Here is an 18,451-nt window from a genome sequence, read left to right as displayed (position 1 = left end):
AGGGCTGGGGAGGGGGGATGAACCCTGGTACCAGCTACCGTCACCCCTCCCTAACCCTCCCCCTCAAGGGGAGGGGACCAGAAGAATTCAAAGAAAGGCTTCCTATGCAGCGCCACGCCATCCTTTGCATCTTCGCGCTGCTCGCCGCGCTCACGTCCACGGCCTCTGCTGCCGAACCAACCAAGCAGCCCGCCGATCCGCGTGAAAAAGAAGTCCAAGTACTCCTCAACACCTACTTCACCAGCTGGTCCAAAGCCGACCTGCTCTCCTACGGCAAATGCTTCATGCCGCAGTCGGCGATCCACATGATCGAACCGAGCGGCCGGCTCGTCACGCTGCCGCTGGCGCCGTTCCTCAAAACGCAGCAAGAAGCCCACCGCTCGAATCCGAACAAGATGACCGAGACGGCCGAGCGAACCGAAATTCGCTTCGACGCCGATCTTGCCCACGCCCTGGTTTACTGGAAACTCGTCGACGGCGAACGCATCGAATACGGCTACGACCACTTCACGCTGATGAAGTCCGAAGGCGAATGGCGGATCGCGAACCTCGTCTTCTACGTCGTGAAGCCGCCCGCCGACGAAGCATCAAAATAGGCCCCTCTTAGCCCCCGGTTCTTCAAGCCGGGGGTCGAAGAGCGCCGCCTACTACTCACCCTAAAAACCGCAGTTGAATATCCCACCACACGGCAGCGAAATTGCTTACGTCGCCATCTTCGCGATCGTCGCGATCATCGGGCTGATCGGCACGGTGCGCGATTACGGCTTGCGAGTCTGGCGCTGGCCATGGGGCGTCTGGTTCCGCCGCAGCCCGCCGTCCTGATCTACTTCGCCCGCCGCTTCCCGCGCTGGCTGAAGACAATTAGCGTCAGATCATCCGGCTTGTGCGGCTGCCCCTCAAGCGACGCCTGCATCCGCTGCATCGCCACGCCGGCGATCTTGCTCGCGGCGGTGGCGGCCGAGCCGTTCTTCAGAAAGCCGGTGATCTCGTCCATCTTGAGGTTGTCGAGGACGCCGTCGCTCGCCACGAGCAGGCCGTCGTGCGTCGACATCGTCCGCACGCTGCCGACTTCAACGTGCATCGCCTCGGAGCCGAGGTAGTTCGAAACGAGATGCCGCTCTTCGTGGTCGAGTGCTTCCTGCTCGCCAAGCATCCCCGCTTCCATCGCGTAGCCGACCGGCGAGTGGGAGGTGGTGAGCAGCTTCACCTTGCCGCGGCCGCCGACCATCACGATCTGGGCGTCGCCAATGTGGTAGGGCCGCGCTTCGCCGTTTTCGAGCTGCACGACGGCGAGCGTGGCACCGGCGCCATTCTTCAGTTCGATGATCTGGCGGTTCGCATCTTCGACGCCGTCAAGGATCGCGGTCCGCAGCGATTCGCCCGCCGCAGCCGCCGTGGCGATGTGATTCGTGAGGCAGTCGATTGCAATGCGAGCCGCCTGTTCGCCGTTGGCCATCCCGCCGCAGCCGTCGGCGACGATCAGCACGGCCGAGCCTTCGCCCGTCGCCACTACCGCGGCCGCGTCTTCGTTAGCGGTCGCCTTCTCGGGTTTGCGCGCCGACAACACCGCCACCGACCCGCCCGCCAGCTCGAACACTTCCGGTTCGAGCATGTCGACGTTCAGGTAGACCCGCGATTCAGGGGTGGTGAGTTGCTGACAGTCCATCGTGGTCGCTTGCGTGAACGCGCCGCATCGTTGGCGCACAGCCTATACTCTGCCCAATCGGTCAAGTCTCGCGGAAGTCTGAAGTCCCGCGACGCCGGTCGTCACAACCGCGACTATTGTCCTCCCAGTCGCTTGCAACACCAAGGACAGTGGCTCCAGTAGCCGGGGACGACGCCCCAACCGCAGCTGCCGCACGTCCGATTCGATTCCGGGATCTTCCACTTCTTCCGAACTTTCCGGTGGCACCAGCAGCAGTACCGCATGAACGGCATCAGCACCTTGCGGGTGCATTTGGCGTTCTGGCAGCGGCCTGTGTAGCGTTTGTCGGTGTACTTGCGGGTTGAGGAGGGCTCAAAGCCGGAGCCGTAGCACCAGGGGCAATACTCCCAATCGAGCTTCATGCCGCGGTTGCAGCGTGGGCATTGCTGCGGGAAGTCGGTCGTCCCTTCGTGAGCCAACCGGTTCTTGCCGCACCAGGGGCAGCATTGCATCGGTTCGGAAACGGGGCCATTGCACGCTTGGCAGTTGTGCTTGGCGTCGAGCACTTTGCCGAACTCTTGCTGGAACTGTCGCCGCTGGATCGTCTTCCAGTCGGCGCTGCGGCGCGAGCTCTTCGTGCCGCGCTTCGCCGCCGTGCGGCCTCCCTTGGGCGATTTGATCCGGCTAAACGCCGTGAGCATCGCCTCGCCGTCGGCGAAGCGTTTTTGCGGGGCGAGTTCCATCGCCTTACGCATCAGCTCGATCAGGGCCGGATGCACTTTGCGCTGCAGTTCGCGATAACCTGCCGGCGGCCATTCGAACGGATATTCGGGCAGCCGGCCGGCGAACATCCGGTAGAGCACCAGGCCCATCGCGAAGACATCGCTGCGGAACGAAGGGCGTCCCATCGCCTGTTCCGGCGCCATGTAGCCGAGCGTCCCGGCGCCCGAGGCCCGCAGCGTTCGCTGCGCAACCTTCGCGACGCCGAAGTCGGTGAGCCGCAGGCGGTTGTCTTCGAACAGAATGAAATTGTCGGGCTTGATATCGCAGTGAATGATCTGCTGGCTGTGGGCGTAGGCCACCGAGGCGAGCATCTGCCGCGCGAACTCAAGAGCCGTATCGATCGACAGCCGCCGGCTGATGCGATCGTCGAGCGTCTCGATTCCCAGCGCGCTGACGATGACGAAATACTCGTTGATGAACTGCGCCGTCTTCAGCGGTAGAATGTTCGGATGCTCAAGCTGAGCGACCATGCGAACTTCACGGCGGAAGTCTTCGAGCGCCGAACCGGTGAGCAGGTGAGCGTGCGGAATCTTCAGCGCGACGCGGATGCCTTCGATCTCGTCCTTCGCCTGATAGACGAGGGCGAAGCCCCCTTCGCCGAGCTTGCGTTCGATGATGTACTTGCCGAGCTTTTGCTTGGCTCGCAACAGCTTGTGATGCCGACGCTTCACCGACGTGCCGGGCGCCGCCGCCGCGCTGGGGCGACTACGGTTTGTGGGCGGCGGTCCAGGTTGGCTGTCAGGCGTCATGTGATGCGAATCGAAGGCGGCAAATTCAGTGGTGTGCCGTGCAAGGTAGCAGCGGCCGGCAACGTTCGCGAGAGGAGCTTACAGCGAGTTCGCTCCGCTCAACCTTACGCCACGCCGGGACTGCTATTTCCAGTATCCGAAGCGACCCGCGCCAAGACAACGACCGACTGCCACCGACTGGTTTTCCTCCTCGACGCCAAGGCCCTGTTGTAGCGACAATAGGGCCCATGACCCCGGCGGAACTCGACAGCCTGACGATCCCGGCCCTGCTGGCCGCCACGGTGGCTCAGCAGGGGTCGAAGGAGGCGCTGGGAACGATCCGGGATGGTCAACTGACGTGGCTCTCCTGGAACGACTTGGCCGCCGGCGTCGACCGCTGGCGGGCCCGCCTGGAGGCCTGCGGCGTGGCGGCGGGCGACCGGGTTGCGCAGCTTGGGCCGAACAGCGCCGACTGGATTCTGGTCGACCTGGCAATCCAATCGCTGGGGGCGGTGCATGTGCCTCTCCATGCGGCGTTGGCGGCGGCCCAGGTGGCGGAGCAGGTGGGGCACTCAGGGGCGAAGCTGCTGGTTGTCGATTCGCTAGCGACAGACAACAAACTTCGGGGCACCCTACCAAGCCAAGTCGAAGCCATCGTTCACGACGACTGCCTTTGTTCCCCTCTCTTGAAGGGACGGGAGCAACCGAGCACGGTCGCCAGTGGCAACCGAGCGCAGGGCGGTAGTCTTCTCGTCGTGGAAGAGAGAAACTCCCTCTTCCCCAACACCCTCGCCACCATCCTCTACACCAGCGGCACCACCGGCCCCCCGCGCGGGGTGATGCTCACCCAACGCAACCTCGTCGCCAACGCCGTCGGCGTCACCGACGCGGTCGCCGCGATCGCCGACGAAATCCGCCTCTGCCTGTTGCCGCTGTCGCACATCTACGCGCGGACCTGCGACCTCTACAGTTGGATCTACCGCGGCACGCGGCTCGTGCTCGCGGAGTCGCGCGACACGATCCTCCGCGATTGCCAACTCGCGCGGCCGACCGTCATCAATGCGGTCCCCTACTTCTATCAGAAGGTCGCCGACGGCTTGGCGGAAACGCCCGCCGCCGATACGGCCGGAGCACTCCGCAACGCTCTCGGCGGCGCGGTAAAACGGTGCTACTGCGGCGGGGCCGGCTTGGCGCCCGAAGTCGAAGCCTGTTTCGAATCGCAAGAACTGCCGATTCTGAGCGGCTACGGCCTCACCGAGGCGAGTCCCGTCGTCACCGCGACGACCTTTGACTCTTACGCCGCGGGGACGGTGGGCCGGCCGCTGCCAAACCTGGAAGTCCGCCTCGCCGACGACGGCGAATTGCAAGTTCGCGGGCCAAACGTGATGGCCGGCTACTGGCGCGACGAGACGGCGACAGCCGCGGCAATTCAGGACGGTTGGCTGCAGACGGGCGATCTGGCCGTTTGGAGCGAGACGGGCAACCTGCGAATTGTCGGCCGCAAGCGGGAGATGATCGTCCTCGCCACGGGCAACAAAGTGGCGCCGACGCGGATCGAGCAGCTGTTGGTTGGTTCGCCCTGGATCGAACAATGCTGCGTCGTCGGCGACGGTCGCAAGTGCCTCGCGGCGCTGATCGTGCCAAACCCTGATAAGCTCCGGCAAGAAATTCGCCGCCGCCGGCTGTGGGTTTGGTCGCGGCGGCGAGCGCTGACGCATCCCAAGGTGCTCGCCCTGTACCGCGAGGAAATCGACCGTTGTTTGGCGGCCGCGGCAAGCTTCGAGCAGGTGGGGCCGTTTACTCTGCTCGGCCGCGGGTTTTCGATTGAGGCGGGGGAGATGACGCCGAAGCTTAGTTTGTGCCGGGGGGTGATTGAGCGCGTCTTTTCTGGTGAGATAGAGGCGTTGTATCGTGGGGGACCGGGGGCGAGGACGCCCCGGCTCGCGACTTGATTTGATGCTGGCGCTTTTGCTGAACCCTGAAACTCGAACCCTGCCTGCTGCCATGGCTAAATACCGCGCACTCTACACCGACTACCCCTGGGCCGACGTCGAGATCGAACGTCGGCTGCTCGCCGAAGTTGATTGCGAGTTGATCGTCGCCCCCGACAACAAGGAAGAGACGCAGGCCCGGCTGGCTTCGGGGATGGACGTCATTCTCACCTGCTGGGCGCCGGTGACCGCGCGGGTGATCGACGCCGCCGACCGTTGCCGCCACATCGCGCGGACGGGAATCGGGCTCGACAACATCAACGTCGAGCATGCGACGAAGCGTAAGATCCTCGTCACCAACGTCCCCGACTACTGCGTCAACGAGGTCGCCGAGCATACGATCGGCCTCATCTTCGCGCTCGGTCGCGGCATCGCCGGCTATCACCTGGCGACGAAGAACGGCCAGTACGATCTCGTCGCGGGGCTGCCGGCTGAGCGAATCAGCGGCAAGACGCTCGGCATTATCGGGCTCGGGCAGATCGGCAAGATTCTCGCCCGCCGCGCGCATGGCGTTGGGATGCGGGTGATCGGCACGAACCGTTCTGGGACGACGCACGACGGCGTCGATTGGGTTCGCCTCCACGATCTGCTCGCCCAGAGCGACTACGTTTCCGTGCAAGCCCCGTTGACGCCTGAGACGAAGCATCTCATCAATCGCGAAACGTTGCGGATGATGAAGCCGACCGCATATCTCATCAACACGGCTCGCGGCGGGTTGGTCGATCACGCGGCGCTGGCCGAGGCGCTGCAGGCAGGCGTCATTGCCGGGGCGGCGCTCGACGTGCAAACGCCGGAGCCGCCCGATCTTTCGCAGGCGCCTTACAACGATCCTCGCGTGATCGTCACGCCGCACGTGGCGTTTTACTCGAGCCAGGCGACCGACGAACTGCGGACCCGCGTCGGCCAGCAGGTCGCCGCGTTTCTCCGTGGCGAGCGACCGGAGAACATCGTCAATCCAGCGGCGATCGACTCTTGACTGCTGCGTCGGTTGAAGACTGGACAGGATCACAGGATTGCGGGCGGATTTACAGGATGAATTGCAAAGGGTATTTATCCAGTCGATCCGAGACCATCCTGTAATCCTGTCGAAAAAACTCTGTGGACTTAGCCACTGCGCAGTCACATAGCGGCTACTCGCAAAATTTCTGTGCGCACGTCCGTAAATTCAGCTGATCGGGCCTCATTCTCGTCATAACTCCACCAGCCCGTGTAACGCCTTTCGCGAGCTTTGACTCGCCCCTTCCTGCGGCCTATATACCGTTGGAATAACCTCTCTTCGCGAGGCGGGACTTCGGCCGAAGCCCTGCTGCGCGACGATATAGACAGACTTCATCGAAATCGCAACGTTGGGTTAGGCGTCGTCATGGAAGAAGCCAAGTCGCGCCCCGGTTTTCCGGGTGATCGAGCGCAGGTCGCAGCCGAGAAGCTGCGCGCCCTGCGCGAACGCGCGAACCAAGCTCTCGACGACCATCGCAAACGGCTCGCACAGATCGAGACCGAGCTCAGCGACCGCGTTCGCCAGCTGGCTGAGGAATTCGAAACGGCCGCCGAGGGAATCGAAAAGCATCTTCCCGGCAGCCGCGACGCCGAAGTCGCGGCGCTCCGCGAACAACTCGAAGAAAATCGGGCCAAGCACGAGAAGTTCGTCCAGCAGCTCGCCCTCGCGCGGAAGCAGATCGACGCGATTCAGTCGGAGCCGTGCCCTGCGTGCGACGAAGCGGCTGGTCACATCGCCGACGCCCAGGCGGAGATTCGCCAGCTGCGTGAACAGCTCGCCGGCTTGGAATCGCAGCGGCAAGAAGACCGTAGCCGCAACGAAAAAGTCGCCGAACAAGTCGCGGCCGCCCGGCAGGCGATCGGCGACATGCAAGCCCGCTCCAGCGAGCAGGCGACGCAACTGCAGGCTGAGCTCGAATTGGCCGCAGCGGCTCGCACGGCTGCGGAAGAGCAAACGATCGCTGCGCTCAACGACCTGGAACGGTTGCAGGCCGAGTACGACAAACTTGAGCAGGAGAGCCAGTCGACCGAGAAGCTCGAAGCGGCCCTCGCCGAAGAGCGGACGCGCGGAACGGCGGAAGTCGAACAAGTTCGCAGCGAGCTCGCCGTCAGCCAGCGCGAGCTGCAAGAATCGCAATCGGCCCTCGCCGCAGCACACTTGCAGGCCGACTCGATTCAGGAAGAGTCGACGAAGCTAACGGCGGCCAACGCGAAGCTTGAATCGCAACTCGCCATGCTTCAGACGAGCCATGCCACTGAGCTGACGTCGCTGCAATCGCTGCTCGACGACGCCACTGCGGCCCGCGACGAACTGCAAGCCGCGGTTGAAGCGGCTCATGGCCAAATCGACGCCCTTGAGCAAGAAGCCGCGGCGTCGGTGCCCGAACTGGAACGGCAGTTCGAGCAGTTCCAAATGGAAGTTGAAGCGGCGGAGACGGCGCGGGCGGCGGTACTAGCACATCTCGACGCCACCAAGGCTGAACTCGCGTCGCTGCGTGAAACCACGTGCCCCCGTGCCGATCTCGATGCCTTACAAAACAAGTTCGGGCTCACGCTTTCCGAGGTGCAGAAACTGAAGCGGGAGAACAGCGAGCTGCGCGACGCCGCCCCGATGGCGACCGCCGCTGCTGTGGATCCGGAACTAACGGCCAAGCTGCAGGAAGCGGTCACCGAACGCGACGCCCTCGCCGCGCGCGTAGTCGAACTCGAATCGCAACCGCTGCCGACGGCGGCCCCTGCGGACGACTCGGCGATCCGGCAGCAGATGGAAGATCTGCAGCACCGGTTCGAGATGACGCTCGACGATCTCCGCAAAGCCAACCAGATCAACCACGAGCTACGTGGACAACTCGCGACGGCTCAATCGTCGTCGGGCGCCCCGGTCCATAGCGGTGGCAGCGACTGGGCGTCGCAGCGGGCCCGCTTGATGGCGATGCTCGAAGACGAAGAGTGCGAAGGCGCCGTCACGCCGGAACGCCGCAAGGAGCGGGCGAAGATCGAAGATGCGATCTCCGCGACCGATAACGCCATCGCTGAGAAGGATCGCGAGCTTGCCGAGTTGCGTGCGAACGGCGGGGGAATCGTTGACGAAGCTGCGGCCAACCAGCGGCTCGTCGCCGAAGCGGTCGACGCCGACGCCTCGATTATCGCCGAGCGCGAAAAGCTCGCTCAACTGCAAGCCGAGTGGGAAGAAAAGCTGCGGGCCGCCGAACTCGAAGCCTCGCTGGAGCGGGCGAAGCTCGCCCGCGAACAAGCGGCGTTGCGAGATAAAATGTCGGAGTTCCAGAAGACCGATCCGCAGGGGATCCTCGCTAACGACGCCGACGGCAAACCGCGACGCCGGTGGTTGGCAGCGCTCGGCCTCGGTGAAGAGGGCGAAGACGGCAAGACGAAGTAACGCTGCCACAAATAAACTACGACGGCATTCACTCTAGCCCCGGGCTCCGCCCGGGGGTCGCCCACCATTCCGCTACGCGTTGCGTGACGCGACGCCACCCCCGGGCAGAGCCAGGGGCTAAAACGACATCGTTTCGATCGGCGCGTAGTCGTCGGTAAACAGCGTCGCCTGCTTCATCGGCGGCAGCGTCGTCAGCAGGTCGTTGACCATCCGCCGCACCTCGGCGTTGCCGATATGTGAAGGCGACTCGTACGCCACGGCTTTCGCGAGCCAATCCTCGGGGCTCAGCTTCTGGTCGCTGTTCACCGCGACGAGCATCACGTTCGTCGATTGGTCGCGCAGCCCCAACTGATGGTAAAGGGCAAAAGCGTGAACCTGCGGAAATGCCTCACCGAGGGTCGTGTACATCGACTCGAAAATCCTCGCGTTCTCGCCGCGGACGGCGCTGTTGACGTTCATCACCAACACGCCGCCAGGAGCCAGCTTCTGCCGGCAAAGCTGAAAGAACTCACGGGTCACCAGGTGGAATGGAATGCGCCCGCCAATCGTGAAGGCATCGAGAAAGATCGCGTCGTAGTGCCCATCAGGACTATTGCGGACGAACGTCCGGCCGTCGGCCGCGATCGCGCGGATGTTCTCCCCCTCGGGCATGTAGAAATCCATGCGAGCGACGTCGAGCACAGCCTGGTCGATGTCGACGACGTCGATCTCCATCGTCGGATCATGCTCATGAAACGCCTTCGGGCCGACGCCGCCGCCGGCGCCGATGAACAGCGCCCGGCGGATTTTTGGTTGCGGTAAGAAGGCGAGGTTGAAGTAGTTGGTGTAAAGGCTCTTCGTGCGGTGCGGCGGGCTAAGTTCGATCGCGCTCTCCGTAAAACGGTCGAACTTCAGCTCACGTTGCGAGTCGAGCTTGTTGTCGATGACCGAAATATGGTGATACGGCGTGTTGATCTCGCGAACGAGTTCGCTCCCTGGCGGCAGCGAGGCGGCTCGCAGGTCGCCGAGGCCGAAGATCCCAGCCGCCACCGCAGCGAGAATAACGGCGCTCCCGCGAATCGCGGCGCCGCCGCTGCCGAACTGGAAGGTCGCGATGGCGACGATAGCGAGCGCTCCGGCGAGCCCTTTGAGAATTGCTCCGGCGCCGAAGTTGGGGATCAACACAAACGTCGTCAGCATCGTGCCGAGAATGCTGCCGAGCGTCGATAGTGCGTACAGCGTGCCGGCCGTCTTGCCGACCGAAGCGACTGTCGACGTGGCGAGCCGAATCGCGAACGGCGAGACCATGCCCATGCCGATGCTTGGGAGCAAAAACAAAATAGCGCCCGCCAGAAACGGTCCCGATTTCTCGCCAAACTTGGCCCGCAGGATCGCATCGCAAACAGGCTGACCGATGATAACGATCAGAAACATCAGCGCTGCAACCGCCAGCAGAATTGTGTTGAGCAGCGCGCGCGACGGATAGCGATCGGAAAGCCCGCCGCCGATGTAGTAACCGACGCTCAGTGCGATGAGGAACAGCGAGATCAGGCTGCCCCAGACGAAGACCGAGTTGCCGAAGTAAGGCGCCAGGATCCGGCTGCCGACAATCTCGAGGCCCATCAGCACGGCGCCCGAGACGAGGACGAGCAGCTTGAGGCCGAGGCTGGGGGGGAGCAGCGAGAAGGCCTTGCGTTGGGCTGTTCGCGTTAATGACAGGTCGGTCGTAGATGAATCGGTGGTGTGCTGCGCCGCCATGAATTGCTCAGATCTGAGGTGTACTTGGAAGGACCGCGGGGATGAACCCCGCGGCTCGCTCTCTTATTGATGAGATGACTCGCGCCGCAGTCGCCGCGGCATTTCTTGGAAGTCGAGCGACGACTTGAAACGTCGGTCGAGCGTCTTGCCACGGCGGGTCAACTCGTTCGCATCGAGGCGAGCCGCGTCGGTCGTCGCGACTGCGACGACGCCGTTGAACTGCGACATTTGGAAGATATAAACCTGCGAGAACGCCGCGTTCAGTTCGCGAATGTCGGCTTCCAGCTCTTCGTGCGGATTGAGATTGAACGCCACGACGCCGCCCGGCTTCAACTTCGTCTGCAACTGCTTGTAAAACTGCTGCGTGCGAAGCGCGAGCGGCGCCCCCGTGCCGTCGGTCTCCGCCGACGGTTTCAGGAACGCGTCCATGTAGATCACGTCATACGCTTGCTCTTTCGCCGCGGCGATGAACTTCAAACCATCGGCGGTAAAGATTTTCACGTTCTCGGTCGGCTTCGTGCCAAACATGTCGGCAGCCAGTTTCACCACCAGCGGATCGATCTCCACCGCGTCGATCTTCACGCCGGGGTCGGTCTGCTGCAGGTAATGAACCATGCTGCCGCCGCCGAGGCCGACGATCAGCACCTGCTTGGGCTCGGGCTGGAACAGGTAGCTCGCGAACAGAAATCGCAGATACTCGAACTTGAGGTCAGCAGGGCGCCGAATGTCCATCTGCGTTTCGAGGACTTCCTGGCCGTTGTCGCGGACGAAGATCATCGAGCGGATCGGCCCGCGGCGGCGAACGCGAATGTGCGAGTAGTCGGACTTGCCGTCGTATTCGAGTTCGCCAGCGGCGTTTTCGAGCGCTGAGCGCACCGATTGCGCGCTCGACGGCGATACCGACGACGCAGTTGCTAGCATCGCCAGCAGCGCGGCGAGCCCGCGGCGAAGCGACTCTCGGCAATGGGCGGACAGTAGTTTCATGGCTAGCAGTTTACCGGAGCCGTGAATTCTCGCATACGTCACGCACGAGGCTACCTAGCCCCGCCCCGGCTGATCTTGTGACAGGATCGCGGCCCACCTAAAATCCGCCGCCGCGCGAGCTCAAACGTCCGCGCCGCCTGCGTCCCGGCATGCTCTCGGAACGCCCCTGAACACACCCGAAACATCGCGAGATCGTCTCGAAACGCCGAGACTTGCCGCACTTTTCCAGTTAGAGAGAACCATGCGATTCGATCCGAAGCGGATTGTGAAGGCCGTCAACAAGCTCCACCACGAAACCGTCGCCCGCTGGCATCAAGTGGAGCCCGACAACGCCTACAGCGAGTTCCTCGGCACGGTCTGTCAGCAGCACCAATACAACTTCCTGCTGTGGCACGAAGAAGACATCGCTCGCAGCCCCGAAGTCACCGACGCCCGCATCGCGATGGTGAAGCGCGCGATCGACGGTTACAACCAGCAACGCAACGACTGGATCGAGCGGATCGACGAAGCCTTCTTGGAACTCCTTTCCGAAGCCAGCGTCAAGCCGGCCGCCAATGCCCGGCTGAACACCGAAACGCCCGGCGCTTCGATCGATCGCCTGTCGATCATGTCGCTGCGGATCTTCCACTTGGAAGAACAGCTTGAGCGGACCGACGTCGACGCCGCCCACATCGAGCGCGTCCAGCAGCGTCTCGCTCGGTGCCGCGTCCAGCAGGGCGACCTCTCGCAATCGCTGGCCGAGCATCTGTTCGACCTCGGCGCCGGACGGAAGATCCTCAAGGTCTACCGCCAGATGAAGATGTACAACGACGCGACGCTCAACCCGTACCTGTATCAGGCCGGGAAGAAGCAAGCGGCATAAGCCGCACACGCGGGCAATTTGCAACTAGCCGGGGGCGGCTCACAAACATCGGGATGGGAATCTATGGCCACGGTTAGTTCGGCCTCGAATCTACGGCGGGCACAAATGGCGGCGACGCTCGCGCCGCGCGTCGCCAATAGCCGCCGCGTCCTGCAGGTGATCACCCCGTCGCACATGTCGGGCGCCGAGATGCAACTCGTGCGGCTCACCCGCAAGCTCCGCGCTCGCGGCCACGAGATGCCGGTGCTCGTGAAGCACGATTCGCCCGCGATCGAGCATATGCTTGAGCAAGGCATGTCGGTCGATCGCGCTCGCATCGGCGGCAAAGTGAACTTCATGGCGATCTCGCGGATCGCTCGCGCGGCTCGACAACATCATGTCGATCTGGTGCAATCGACGCTCTCGACTGCCAGCTGGTGGACCGGTTGGCTGGAAGCGTTCGGCGGGCCAAAGTCGGTCGGCCATGTGCAAGGTTTTACATCGGCTCGGTGGCATCGTCGGCAGAGCCATCTGCTGGCCGTCTCGGGCGCCGTGCGCGACGATTTGGTTGCGCAAGGCATTCCGCGCGAGCGCATCACCGTGCTGATGAACGCCCTCGAAGCCGATGAGTATCGTCCGCAGCGCGACCCGCTTGCGGTGCGGGCCGAGTTCGGCGCCGACGCGACGACGCCGGTGGTGGGGACGTTTGCCCACCTCTCGGTGAAGAAGGGTTACCGCGAATTGTTCGCGGCGATGCCGCAGATTTTGGCCGCCGTTCCAAACGCCCAGTTCTGGATCATGGGCCGCGGACCGCTGCGTGACGAACTCGAACAAGCCGCCCGTGCCGGCGGCTACCTGAAACAAGTTCGCTTCGCCGGCTTCCGCCGCGATGCGTGCGACGTGATGAACGCCATCGACGTGATGGCCCTCCCCTCGCATCGAGAGCCGTGCGCACTCGCTTACATCGAAGCCGCGCTGTTGGCCAAACCGATCGTCGCCTGTCGTGCCGGCGGGGCGCCCGAATCGATCGCCGACGGCGAGACTGGCATCCTGGCGCCCGTGGGCGATAGCCGAGCAATTGGCGAGGCGATCCTCACACTGCTCGAGAACCGCGATTTCGCCGCCCGTATGGGCAAAGCCGGCCACGAACGAGCCCGCGAGGTCTTCTCTTGGTCGCGTTTCACCACGACGCTGGAAGGCGTCTGGGACCGCGTGCTGTCGGAACGCTAAGTAGCCCGCGAGTTGCCCTAGCCCCGGGCTCCGCCCGGGGGTTGCACTACGCGTGACGAAGCTAACCGGAATGGATGCCGACCCCCCAGGCAGAGCCCGGGGCTAAAATGCTTAAGCACAGCGACGCAATTGGCTCGCGTCGAGTAACTGCCGGCAAGCCTTTTCGACCATGTCGACGCTAATCTCGCGCATTGCCGAGTCGTCGGCCTTCCGCCGCTCTTGAGCGGAGCCTGACTCGTAGCGAACCTGCAGGCGAATGTTGTGCGGCCCATAAGCCCCGCACCAGTCGGCGATGCTCGGGCCATGCAGGCTGATGGTCGGCGTGCCGACGGCGACGGCAAGGTGCATCGGCCCCGTGTCGGAACCGACGAACAACGCCGCCCGGCGGCAAACGGCGCCAAGCTCCAGCACGGACGTCGGCGGCGCCAAACGCGCCGCGCCGCTACTCGCGGCAACGATCGCCTCGGCCAGCGGCTTTTCCGCCGGCAGACCCCACACGGCGAGCGTGGGAATGCCATAGTCGCGCTCCAACCGACCGGCCAGTTCGCCGTAACGCTCCGGCGGCCAAATCTTCGACGCCCAACCGGCGCCAGGATTCATCACCACGTAGCGGCCCCGCGGCAACTCTTCGGTGTGCAAAATCTGGTCGGCTAGCAAGCCGTCGGAACTCCGCTCTGGCAGATCAAACTCGGTAAGCGGCGACGTGATGCCGAGCGGCTTCAACAGTTCTAGGTAATGATCGATGACATGCTCGCCGCCCACGGGGACGAGCTCATTGTGGAACCATTTGCTCAGTTCGCGGCCGTCGCTGCCCGCTTTGCCGATGCGACGGCGGGCGCCGCTCAGCTTCGCAGCAATGGCGCTTTTGGTGAGGCACTGCAGGTCGATTGCGACGTCGAAACGCAGCCCCCGCATTTTACGGCGGAGTGCTAGCACGGTGCGCGGCGACTTCAGCCAACCTCGCGGCGCCCGGATCACATAATCGATCGCCGGATGAGCTTCCAGCAAGTCGGCGGTACGGCCTTCGACGATCCAGCCGATCGATGCTTGCGGGTAGGCCGCACGCAACGCACAGGCCACAGGGACGCCGTGAATGACGTCTCCCAGGGCCGAGAGCCGAACGATGAGAATCCGCGGTGCGTCGCCGAGTGGAGGATGTGCGGTCATGGCGAGGAAATTAACAGCCCCTCTCACCACGAACAAGACAAACTGGGCAGCCGCGGCTCTCGTTACAACGTTCCAGCCCCGGGCTCCGCCCGGGGGTCGGTCGCCATGCCAGTGGGCGGCGTCGCGCGTGGTGCAACCCCCGGGCGGAGCCCGGGGCTAGGGGAAGTGACGACACACTACACCGTTACATAAAGCCGATTTTATCTTCCGTTCAGCAGCCGTTTACGGCAGCCTCGTATCTTTTCCTGTGCGGCCTTGATTGCTCAGGTTCACACGAGCCGAAGGCCAAACGGAAACAGGGGAAAGGCGATGATTTGCCACTATGAATCGCTTGTCGAGCTACGAGCCGCGTGGGACGCGCTCGACCGAAACCGCGTCCTGCGACCTGGCGTCACAGTGCTGGTGCTCGACCGCCATTCCACGGGAGATCTGCCGACGTTGATTCGCCGCGAGCCGCGACGCTCGCGACTGATTATCGCCGCCGCTGAAGGCGCTCTCCCGCAGTCAGCCATCAGCGAGCTTGCCGATGCCGGACCATGCGGATGGAGCGAAATCTGGCACGCCGATGATTGGCGGCAAGCCGTTGCCGCGGCACGGCAATCGCTGCGCGACGGGGAAGAACTGGCGCTCTTCTGGCCAGCCTGGCACGATCAGCAGGGGAAATCACCCCGGCGGCTGCCGCCTCACGCTGGTACAATTGAGCGTTCCGGCTTACCTCTCCAGCGTCGAACCATGAACACCTTGCACGAAAGCGTCGCATGAGCAGTCGCATTCTGGTGATCGAAGACGAGGCGCGGATTGCCGACTTCCTGGTCCGCGGCCTCCGAGAGGAGGGCTACCAGGTCGAGCATGCCGCCGACGGCCCAAGCGGCTGGGTGGCGCTGCAGCATGGCACGTGGGACTTGGTGCTCTTCGATTGGTGGTTGCCGGGCGAAGACGGCATTAGCCTGCTCCGTCGTTTTCGCGCGAAAGATCGTAAGACGCCGGTGCTGTTCCTCACGGCTCGCGACGGCGTGGGCGAGCGGGTCGAAGGCCTCGACGCCGGCGCCGACGATTATCTCTGCAAGCCGTTTGCATTCGAAGAACTCCTCGCCCGCGTGCGAGCATTGCTGAGACGGCCGGAGCAATCGACCTCGCTCGCACTCGATTACGGCGACATCCACGCCGACCTGGGAAGCCAACGCGCCAGCCGCGACGGCTCGCCGCTTGATCTGACCGCGAAAGAGTTCTCGCTCCTTTGCTTGTTCCTGCGTTATCCAGGAAAGGTCTTGTCGCGAACGCGGATCTTCGACGCCGTTTGGAACGAGCAATACGACGGCTTGTCGAACACGCTGGAGGTCCATGTGAAGGAACTCCGCCGCAAGCTCGAAGCTTTTGGCCCGCGCGTCATTCAAACGCGACGCGGCCGCGGCTATGTGCTCGACGCCTCCGGCAGCGACGAGGCGTAACCATGACGTTGGTCAATCGCGTCTCGGCATTCTTCCTGGCGGCGCTCGCGATCGTGCTGGTCGTCTACTCCGGGCTGTTCTACGCTTTCGTCCGTGGGCGACTTGTGCAACAGTTCGACCAGGAACTGCATGGCGCCCTTTACTCGCTCGTTGCCGCGATTGAAGTCGAGCCTGAAGAAGTGAAATGGCAGCCGCTCGAACATGCCATCGCGCTCGGCAGCGGCGCGGGGCCGGAAGAGGTGCGGTGGGTCGTCATCGGCGACCGGTCGCAGATCGTCGAACAATCGCGTAATTCCACGCCTGAAATCGTCGCCGAAGCCAAGCGGATCGCGACGGAGGCGGCGACTAACGATCAAACCGCCGGCGAAACGCAGGCGCCTGGCGAACTGAACATTCTCTACCAGCGGCTCACCGCGCCCGATCCGATTCGGCTGGACCGTGAACTCGACGAGTTCGACGAATTGGTCGTCGTCGTCGCCCGCTCGACGGCCGACATGGATGCAAATCTGCAGCGGCTGCTGACCCTCGTCATTCTGCTGCCGCTCGCGGCGTGGCTGCTCGCGGCGGCGCTCGGCCGCTGGTTCGGAGCCCGCGCGCTCCGGCCAGTACTCGAAATGTCGCAGCGGGCGCGATCGATTGCCGGCAGCGATTTCAAAAGTCGCCTGCCAGCGCCCGACTCGGGCGACGAACTCGCCGACCTGGGCCAATCGTTCAACACGCTGCTTGATCGCCAGCAACGAGCCTACGAACAACAGCGCCGCTTCGCCGGCGACGCGGCCCATGAACTCCGCACGCCCCTCACCGTGCTGTTGGGGCAAATGGACGTCGCGCTGCGGCGGCCGCGCACAGCGGAAGAATATGCCGATACGCTCGGGGTATTGCGGGACGAAGCGAACGAGTTGCAGCAAATTGTCGAGTCGCTGCTATTCCTCGCGCGCACATCGGAGGATGCGACGCTGCCCGGCAGCGAATCGATTGAGTTGGCCGAGTGGCTGCCGCGATATATGGAACGTTGGCAGAACGACCCACGTCGCGGCGACCTGCAGCTAGAGGTGCAGCTTCCACCGAACGCCACGGTCAGCGCGCCGCCTGCCCTGCTCAACCGTCTGCTCGACAATTTGATTTCGAACGCCGCGAAGTACAGCGCGCCCGGCACGCCGATTACCGTAACGGCCACAGGGAGCGCCGATGCGGCCGCGATCAGCGTCGCCGACCAGGGCCGCGGCATCTCACCCGAAGATCAGGCGACGGTCTTCGAGCCCTTCTTCCGCAGCAAGAGCGCCCGCGATGCGGGGATTGCCGGGACGGGATTGGGACTGGCCATCGCGTCGCGGATCGTCGCGGCGCTAGGCGGGCGGTTGGAGTGCCACAGCGAACTCAGCCGCGGCAGTACGTTCACGCTTACGCTGCCGACCCGCCTGTCGCAACCGCCCCAGCAGCCGCGGCTCAACGAGCCGCCGGAGCGGTGATCGCCTCACACGGAATCTTCTGGTCCCCTCCCCTTGAGGGGGAGGGTTAGGGAGGGGTGAAAGCAGCGGGTACCAGAGTTCCACCCCCTCCCCAGCCCTCCCCTCAAGGGGGAGGGAGCCACAAAGACATTATGCGGTGGTGCTCATGCCACTGGCACGAAGAGGATACAAAATGTTGACGGCTACTTCGTCAGTTCAGCCAACGTCTGTTGCAGTTCGCGCCGAGTCGCTTCGCTAAACTCGATATCAAACCAAGCAACCTTCCCCTGGCCATCCAGCACATAGACCCGCGGCAGCCACGACTCGCCGACTTGAGCAAGAGCCTTGCCGTCGGCGTCGGCTAGTTGCGTGAGCGTCGTACCCGCGGCGTTGATCAGCTTTTGACCGGCATCGTTGGGGGCTCCCTCAACAACGCCGACGAACGCAGCTCCCTTGCCGCCGTAAGTCGCCGCTTCCTTAGCCACATCGGCCAGGGCGCCTTCGGCCATCCAACGGTCGGGCGCCCAAAACAGGACCACAGTCGCCTTCGCCCCCTTGAGGTCGGCGAGCTTCGCGTTGCCGCCGCCGATCTTCGGGAGTTCGAGCTGCGGGAACGGCTCGCCGACGTTCACCTTGCAGATCGCGGCATGCTCCGAGGCGAGCATCACCGGCGGCACCTTCGCGGAATATTCTTCGGTGATCGGCTTCGCGGCCGTCCGGACGATCGGCCCGGCAGGGGTCACGGCGCCGTCGGAGCCAGCTCCCGCGTTCGACGACTTCTCGTCGTTTGCTTCAGCCACTTGAGCTGCCGCCGCGCCGATGGCCGGCTCGCTGCAGCCAGCCAGGAAAGGAACAATACCGCCGCCGCTGATGATCGCGGCCGCTAACTTGCTTGTCCAACCCGCTCGATCCATGACTCGATTCTCCTGCCAGTGGCGCAACGCCCTCATTCTCGCCGGGGCGATCGAGGGGTCAACTGCAGTCAACAGGAACCATAGTCCTGGCGGATCGAATATTCCATCCGCAGCGGCGCCAGTTGCGAAGATGTAACGCTG

The 18,451-nt window shown here is 63.7% G+C and carries 16 protein-coding genes; 10 read left to right on the top strand and 6 right to left on the bottom strand.

The annotated features are described in order from the left end of the window. Positions 1–104: 104 nt before the first annotated feature. Positions 105–596 (top strand): nuclear transport factor 2 family protein, encoded by a 492-nt coding sequence (locus PLANPX_RS04455; protein ID WP_172991867.1) that lies wholly within the window; start codon positions 105–107, stop codon positions 594–596. Between the two features lie 73 nt (positions 597–669). Beyond that, complete coding sequence (locus PLANPX_RS27140) at positions 670–822, top strand: hypothetical protein (protein ID WP_172991866.1); 153 nt, start codon at positions 670–672, stop codon at positions 820–822. Between the two features lies 1 nt (position 823). On the opposite strand, the gene PLANPX_RS04450 is transcribed toward PLANPX_RS27140, so the two are convergent. Continuing rightward, positions 824–1,666 (bottom strand): PP2C family protein-serine/threonine phosphatase, encoded by an 843-nt coding sequence (locus PLANPX_RS04450; protein WP_152097565.1) that lies wholly within the window; start codon positions 1,664–1,666, stop codon positions 824–826. Between the two features lie 113 nt (positions 1,667–1,779). Continuing rightward, complete coding sequence (locus PLANPX_RS04445) at positions 1,780–3,177, bottom strand: serine/threonine protein kinase (protein WP_152097564.1); 1,398 nt, start codon at positions 3,175–3,177, stop codon at positions 1,780–1,782. A 227-nt stretch (positions 3,178–3,404) separates the two neighbouring features. Here PLANPX_RS04445 and PLANPX_RS04440 point away from each other — a divergent pair, with 227 nt between their 5' ends. The 3 genes from PLANPX_RS04440 to PLANPX_RS04430 all read left to right on the top strand — a co-directional run bounded on the left by PLANPX_RS04440 (position 3,405) and on the right by PLANPX_RS04430 (position 8,541). Beyond that, on the top strand, positions 3,405–5,108 hold the full coding sequence (locus PLANPX_RS04440; RefSeq protein ID WP_152097563.1) for an AMP-dependent synthetase/ligase: 1,704 nt from the start codon (positions 3,405–3,407) through the stop codon (positions 5,106–5,108). Between the two features lie 52 nt (positions 5,109–5,160). Next, a complete protein-coding gene (locus tag PLANPX_RS04435) occupies positions 5,161–6,123 on the top strand; it encodes a C-terminal binding protein (RefSeq protein WP_152097562.1) in 963 nt (320 codons plus the stop codon). Between the two features lie 387 nt (positions 6,124–6,510). Beyond that, entirely contained in the window at positions 6,511–8,541 is a 2,031-nt protein-coding gene (locus tag PLANPX_RS04430) for a hypothetical protein (protein ID WP_152097561.1), read from the top strand. 117 nt (positions 8,542–8,658) lie between these two features. Here the strand turns inward: PLANPX_RS04430 and PLANPX_RS04425 are convergent, their stop codons facing one another. After that, positions 8,659–10,278, bottom strand: coding sequence for a fused MFS/spermidine synthase (locus PLANPX_RS04425; protein WP_152097560.1), 1,620 nt, complete (start codon positions 10,276–10,278; stop codon positions 8,659–8,661). Positions 10,279–10,341: 63 nt separating this feature from the next. After that, positions 10,342–11,262, bottom strand: coding sequence for a spermidine synthase (locus PLANPX_RS04420; protein WP_152097559.1), 921 nt, complete (start codon positions 11,260–11,262; stop codon positions 10,342–10,344). A 241-nt stretch (positions 11,263–11,503) separates the two neighbouring features. Here PLANPX_RS04420 and PLANPX_RS04415 point away from each other — a divergent pair, with 241 nt between their 5' ends. Both PLANPX_RS04415 and PLANPX_RS04410 read left to right on the top strand, forming a co-directional pair. Next, positions 11,504–12,124, top strand: coding sequence for a DUF4254 domain-containing protein (locus PLANPX_RS04415; protein ID WP_152097558.1), 621 nt, complete (start codon positions 11,504–11,506; stop codon positions 12,122–12,124). A gap of 63 nt (positions 12,125–12,187) precedes the next feature. Beyond that, on the top strand, positions 12,188–13,333 hold the full coding sequence (locus PLANPX_RS04410; RefSeq protein WP_152097557.1) for a glycosyltransferase family 4 protein: 1,146 nt from the start codon (positions 12,188–12,190) through the stop codon (positions 13,331–13,333). A 111-nt stretch (positions 13,334–13,444) separates the two neighbouring features. Here PLANPX_RS04410 and PLANPX_RS04405 read toward each other — a convergent pair whose 3' ends face one another. Continuing rightward, positions 13,445–14,500 carry a glycosyltransferase family 9 protein gene (locus PLANPX_RS04405; RefSeq protein WP_152097556.1) on the bottom strand — a complete coding sequence of 352 codons (1,056 nt, stop codon included), beginning with the start codon at positions 14,498–14,500 and terminating at the stop codon, positions 13,445–13,447. A gap of 309 nt (positions 14,501–14,809) precedes the next feature. Between PLANPX_RS04405 and PLANPX_RS04400 the strand changes: the two genes are divergently transcribed. Genes PLANPX_RS04400 through PLANPX_RS04390 form a run of 3 tightly spaced genes read left to right on the top strand, consistent with a single transcriptional unit; the run spans position 14,810 to position 17,417 of the window. Next, positions 14,810–15,262, top strand: coding sequence for a hypothetical protein (locus PLANPX_RS04400; protein ID WP_152097555.1), 453 nt, complete (start codon positions 14,810–14,812; stop codon positions 15,260–15,262). Further along, entirely contained in the window at positions 15,259–15,948 is a 690-nt protein-coding gene (locus tag PLANPX_RS04395; protein ID WP_152097554.1) for a response regulator transcription factor, read from the top strand. Before PLANPX_RS04400 ends, PLANPX_RS04395 begins: the two co-directional genes overlap by 4 nt. Before the next feature lie 2 nt (positions 15,949–15,950). Further along, positions 15,951–17,417: a sensor histidine kinase gene (locus tag PLANPX_RS04390; protein WP_152097553.1), complete on the top strand. Its 1,467-nt coding sequence runs from the start codon at positions 15,951–15,953 to the stop codon at positions 17,415–17,417. Positions 17,418–17,599: 182 nt separating this feature from the next. On the opposite strand, the gene PLANPX_RS04385 is transcribed toward PLANPX_RS04390, so the two are convergent. Beyond that, a complete protein-coding gene (locus PLANPX_RS04385) occupies positions 17,600–18,310 on the bottom strand; it encodes a TlpA family protein disulfide reductase (protein ID WP_172991865.1) in 711 nt (236 codons plus the stop codon). Between the last annotated feature and the right edge of the window lie 141 nt (positions 18,311–18,451).

The organism is Lacipirellula parvula (assembly GCF_009177095.1).
Taxonomy (GTDB): Bacteria; Planctomycetota; Planctomycetia; order Pirellulales; family Lacipirellulaceae; genus Lacipirellula; species Lacipirellula parvula.
Note: the sequence above shows the minus strand (reverse complement) of the source record. Positions and strands in the feature narration are given on the sequence as shown.

What these genes read in the sequence shown, in the direction of transcription:
- PLANPX_RS04455 (WP_172991867.1), top strand. Translation starts at nt 105, where the DNA reads ATGCAGCGCCACGCCATCCTTTGCATCTTCGCGCTGCTCGCCGCGCTC.
- PLANPX_RS04450 (WP_152097565.1), bottom strand. Translation starts at nt 1,666, where the DNA reads ATGGACTGTCAGCAACTCACCACCCCTGAATCGCGGGTCTACCTGAAC.
- PLANPX_RS04445 (WP_152097564.1), bottom strand. Translation starts at nt 3,177, where the DNA reads ATGACGCCTGACAGCCAACCTGGACCGCCGCCCACAAACCGTAGTCGC.
- PLANPX_RS04440 (WP_152097563.1), top strand. Translation starts at nt 3,405, where the DNA reads ATGACCCCGGCGGAACTCGACAGCCTGACGATCCCGGCCCTGCTGGCC.
- PLANPX_RS04435 (WP_152097562.1), top strand. Translation starts at nt 5,161, where the DNA reads ATGGCTAAATACCGCGCACTCTACACCGACTACCCCTGGGCCGACGTC.
- PLANPX_RS04430 (WP_152097561.1), top strand. Translation starts at nt 6,511, where the DNA reads ATGGAAGAAGCCAAGTCGCGCCCCGGTTTTCCGGGTGATCGAGCGCAG.
- PLANPX_RS04425 (WP_152097560.1), bottom strand. Translation starts at nt 10,278, where the DNA reads ATGGCGGCGCAGCACACCACCGATTCATCTACGACCGACCTGTCATTA.
- PLANPX_RS04420 (WP_152097559.1), bottom strand. Translation starts at nt 11,262, where the DNA reads ATGAAACTACTGTCCGCCCATTGCCGAGAGTCGCTTCGCCGCGGGCTC.
- PLANPX_RS04415 (WP_152097558.1), top strand. Translation starts at nt 11,504, where the DNA reads ATGCGATTCGATCCGAAGCGGATTGTGAAGGCCGTCAACAAGCTCCAC.
- PLANPX_RS04410 (WP_152097557.1), top strand. Translation starts at nt 12,188, where the DNA reads ATGGCCACGGTTAGTTCGGCCTCGAATCTACGGCGGGCACAAATGGCG.
- PLANPX_RS04405 (WP_152097556.1), bottom strand. Translation starts at nt 14,500, where the DNA reads ATGACCGCACATCCTCCACTCGGCGACGCACCGCGGATTCTCATCGTT.
- PLANPX_RS04400 (WP_152097555.1), top strand. Translation starts at nt 14,810, where the DNA reads ATGATTTGCCACTATGAATCGCTTGTCGAGCTACGAGCCGCGTGGGAC.
- PLANPX_RS04395 (WP_152097554.1), top strand. Translation starts at nt 15,259, where the DNA reads ATGAGCAGTCGCATTCTGGTGATCGAAGACGAGGCGCGGATTGCCGAC.
- PLANPX_RS04390 (WP_152097553.1), top strand. Translation starts at nt 15,951, where the DNA reads ATGACGTTGGTCAATCGCGTCTCGGCATTCTTCCTGGCGGCGCTCGCG.
- PLANPX_RS04385 (WP_172991865.1), bottom strand. Translation starts at nt 18,310, where the DNA reads ATGGATCGAGCGGGTTGGACAAGCAAGTTAGCGGCCGCGATCATCAGC.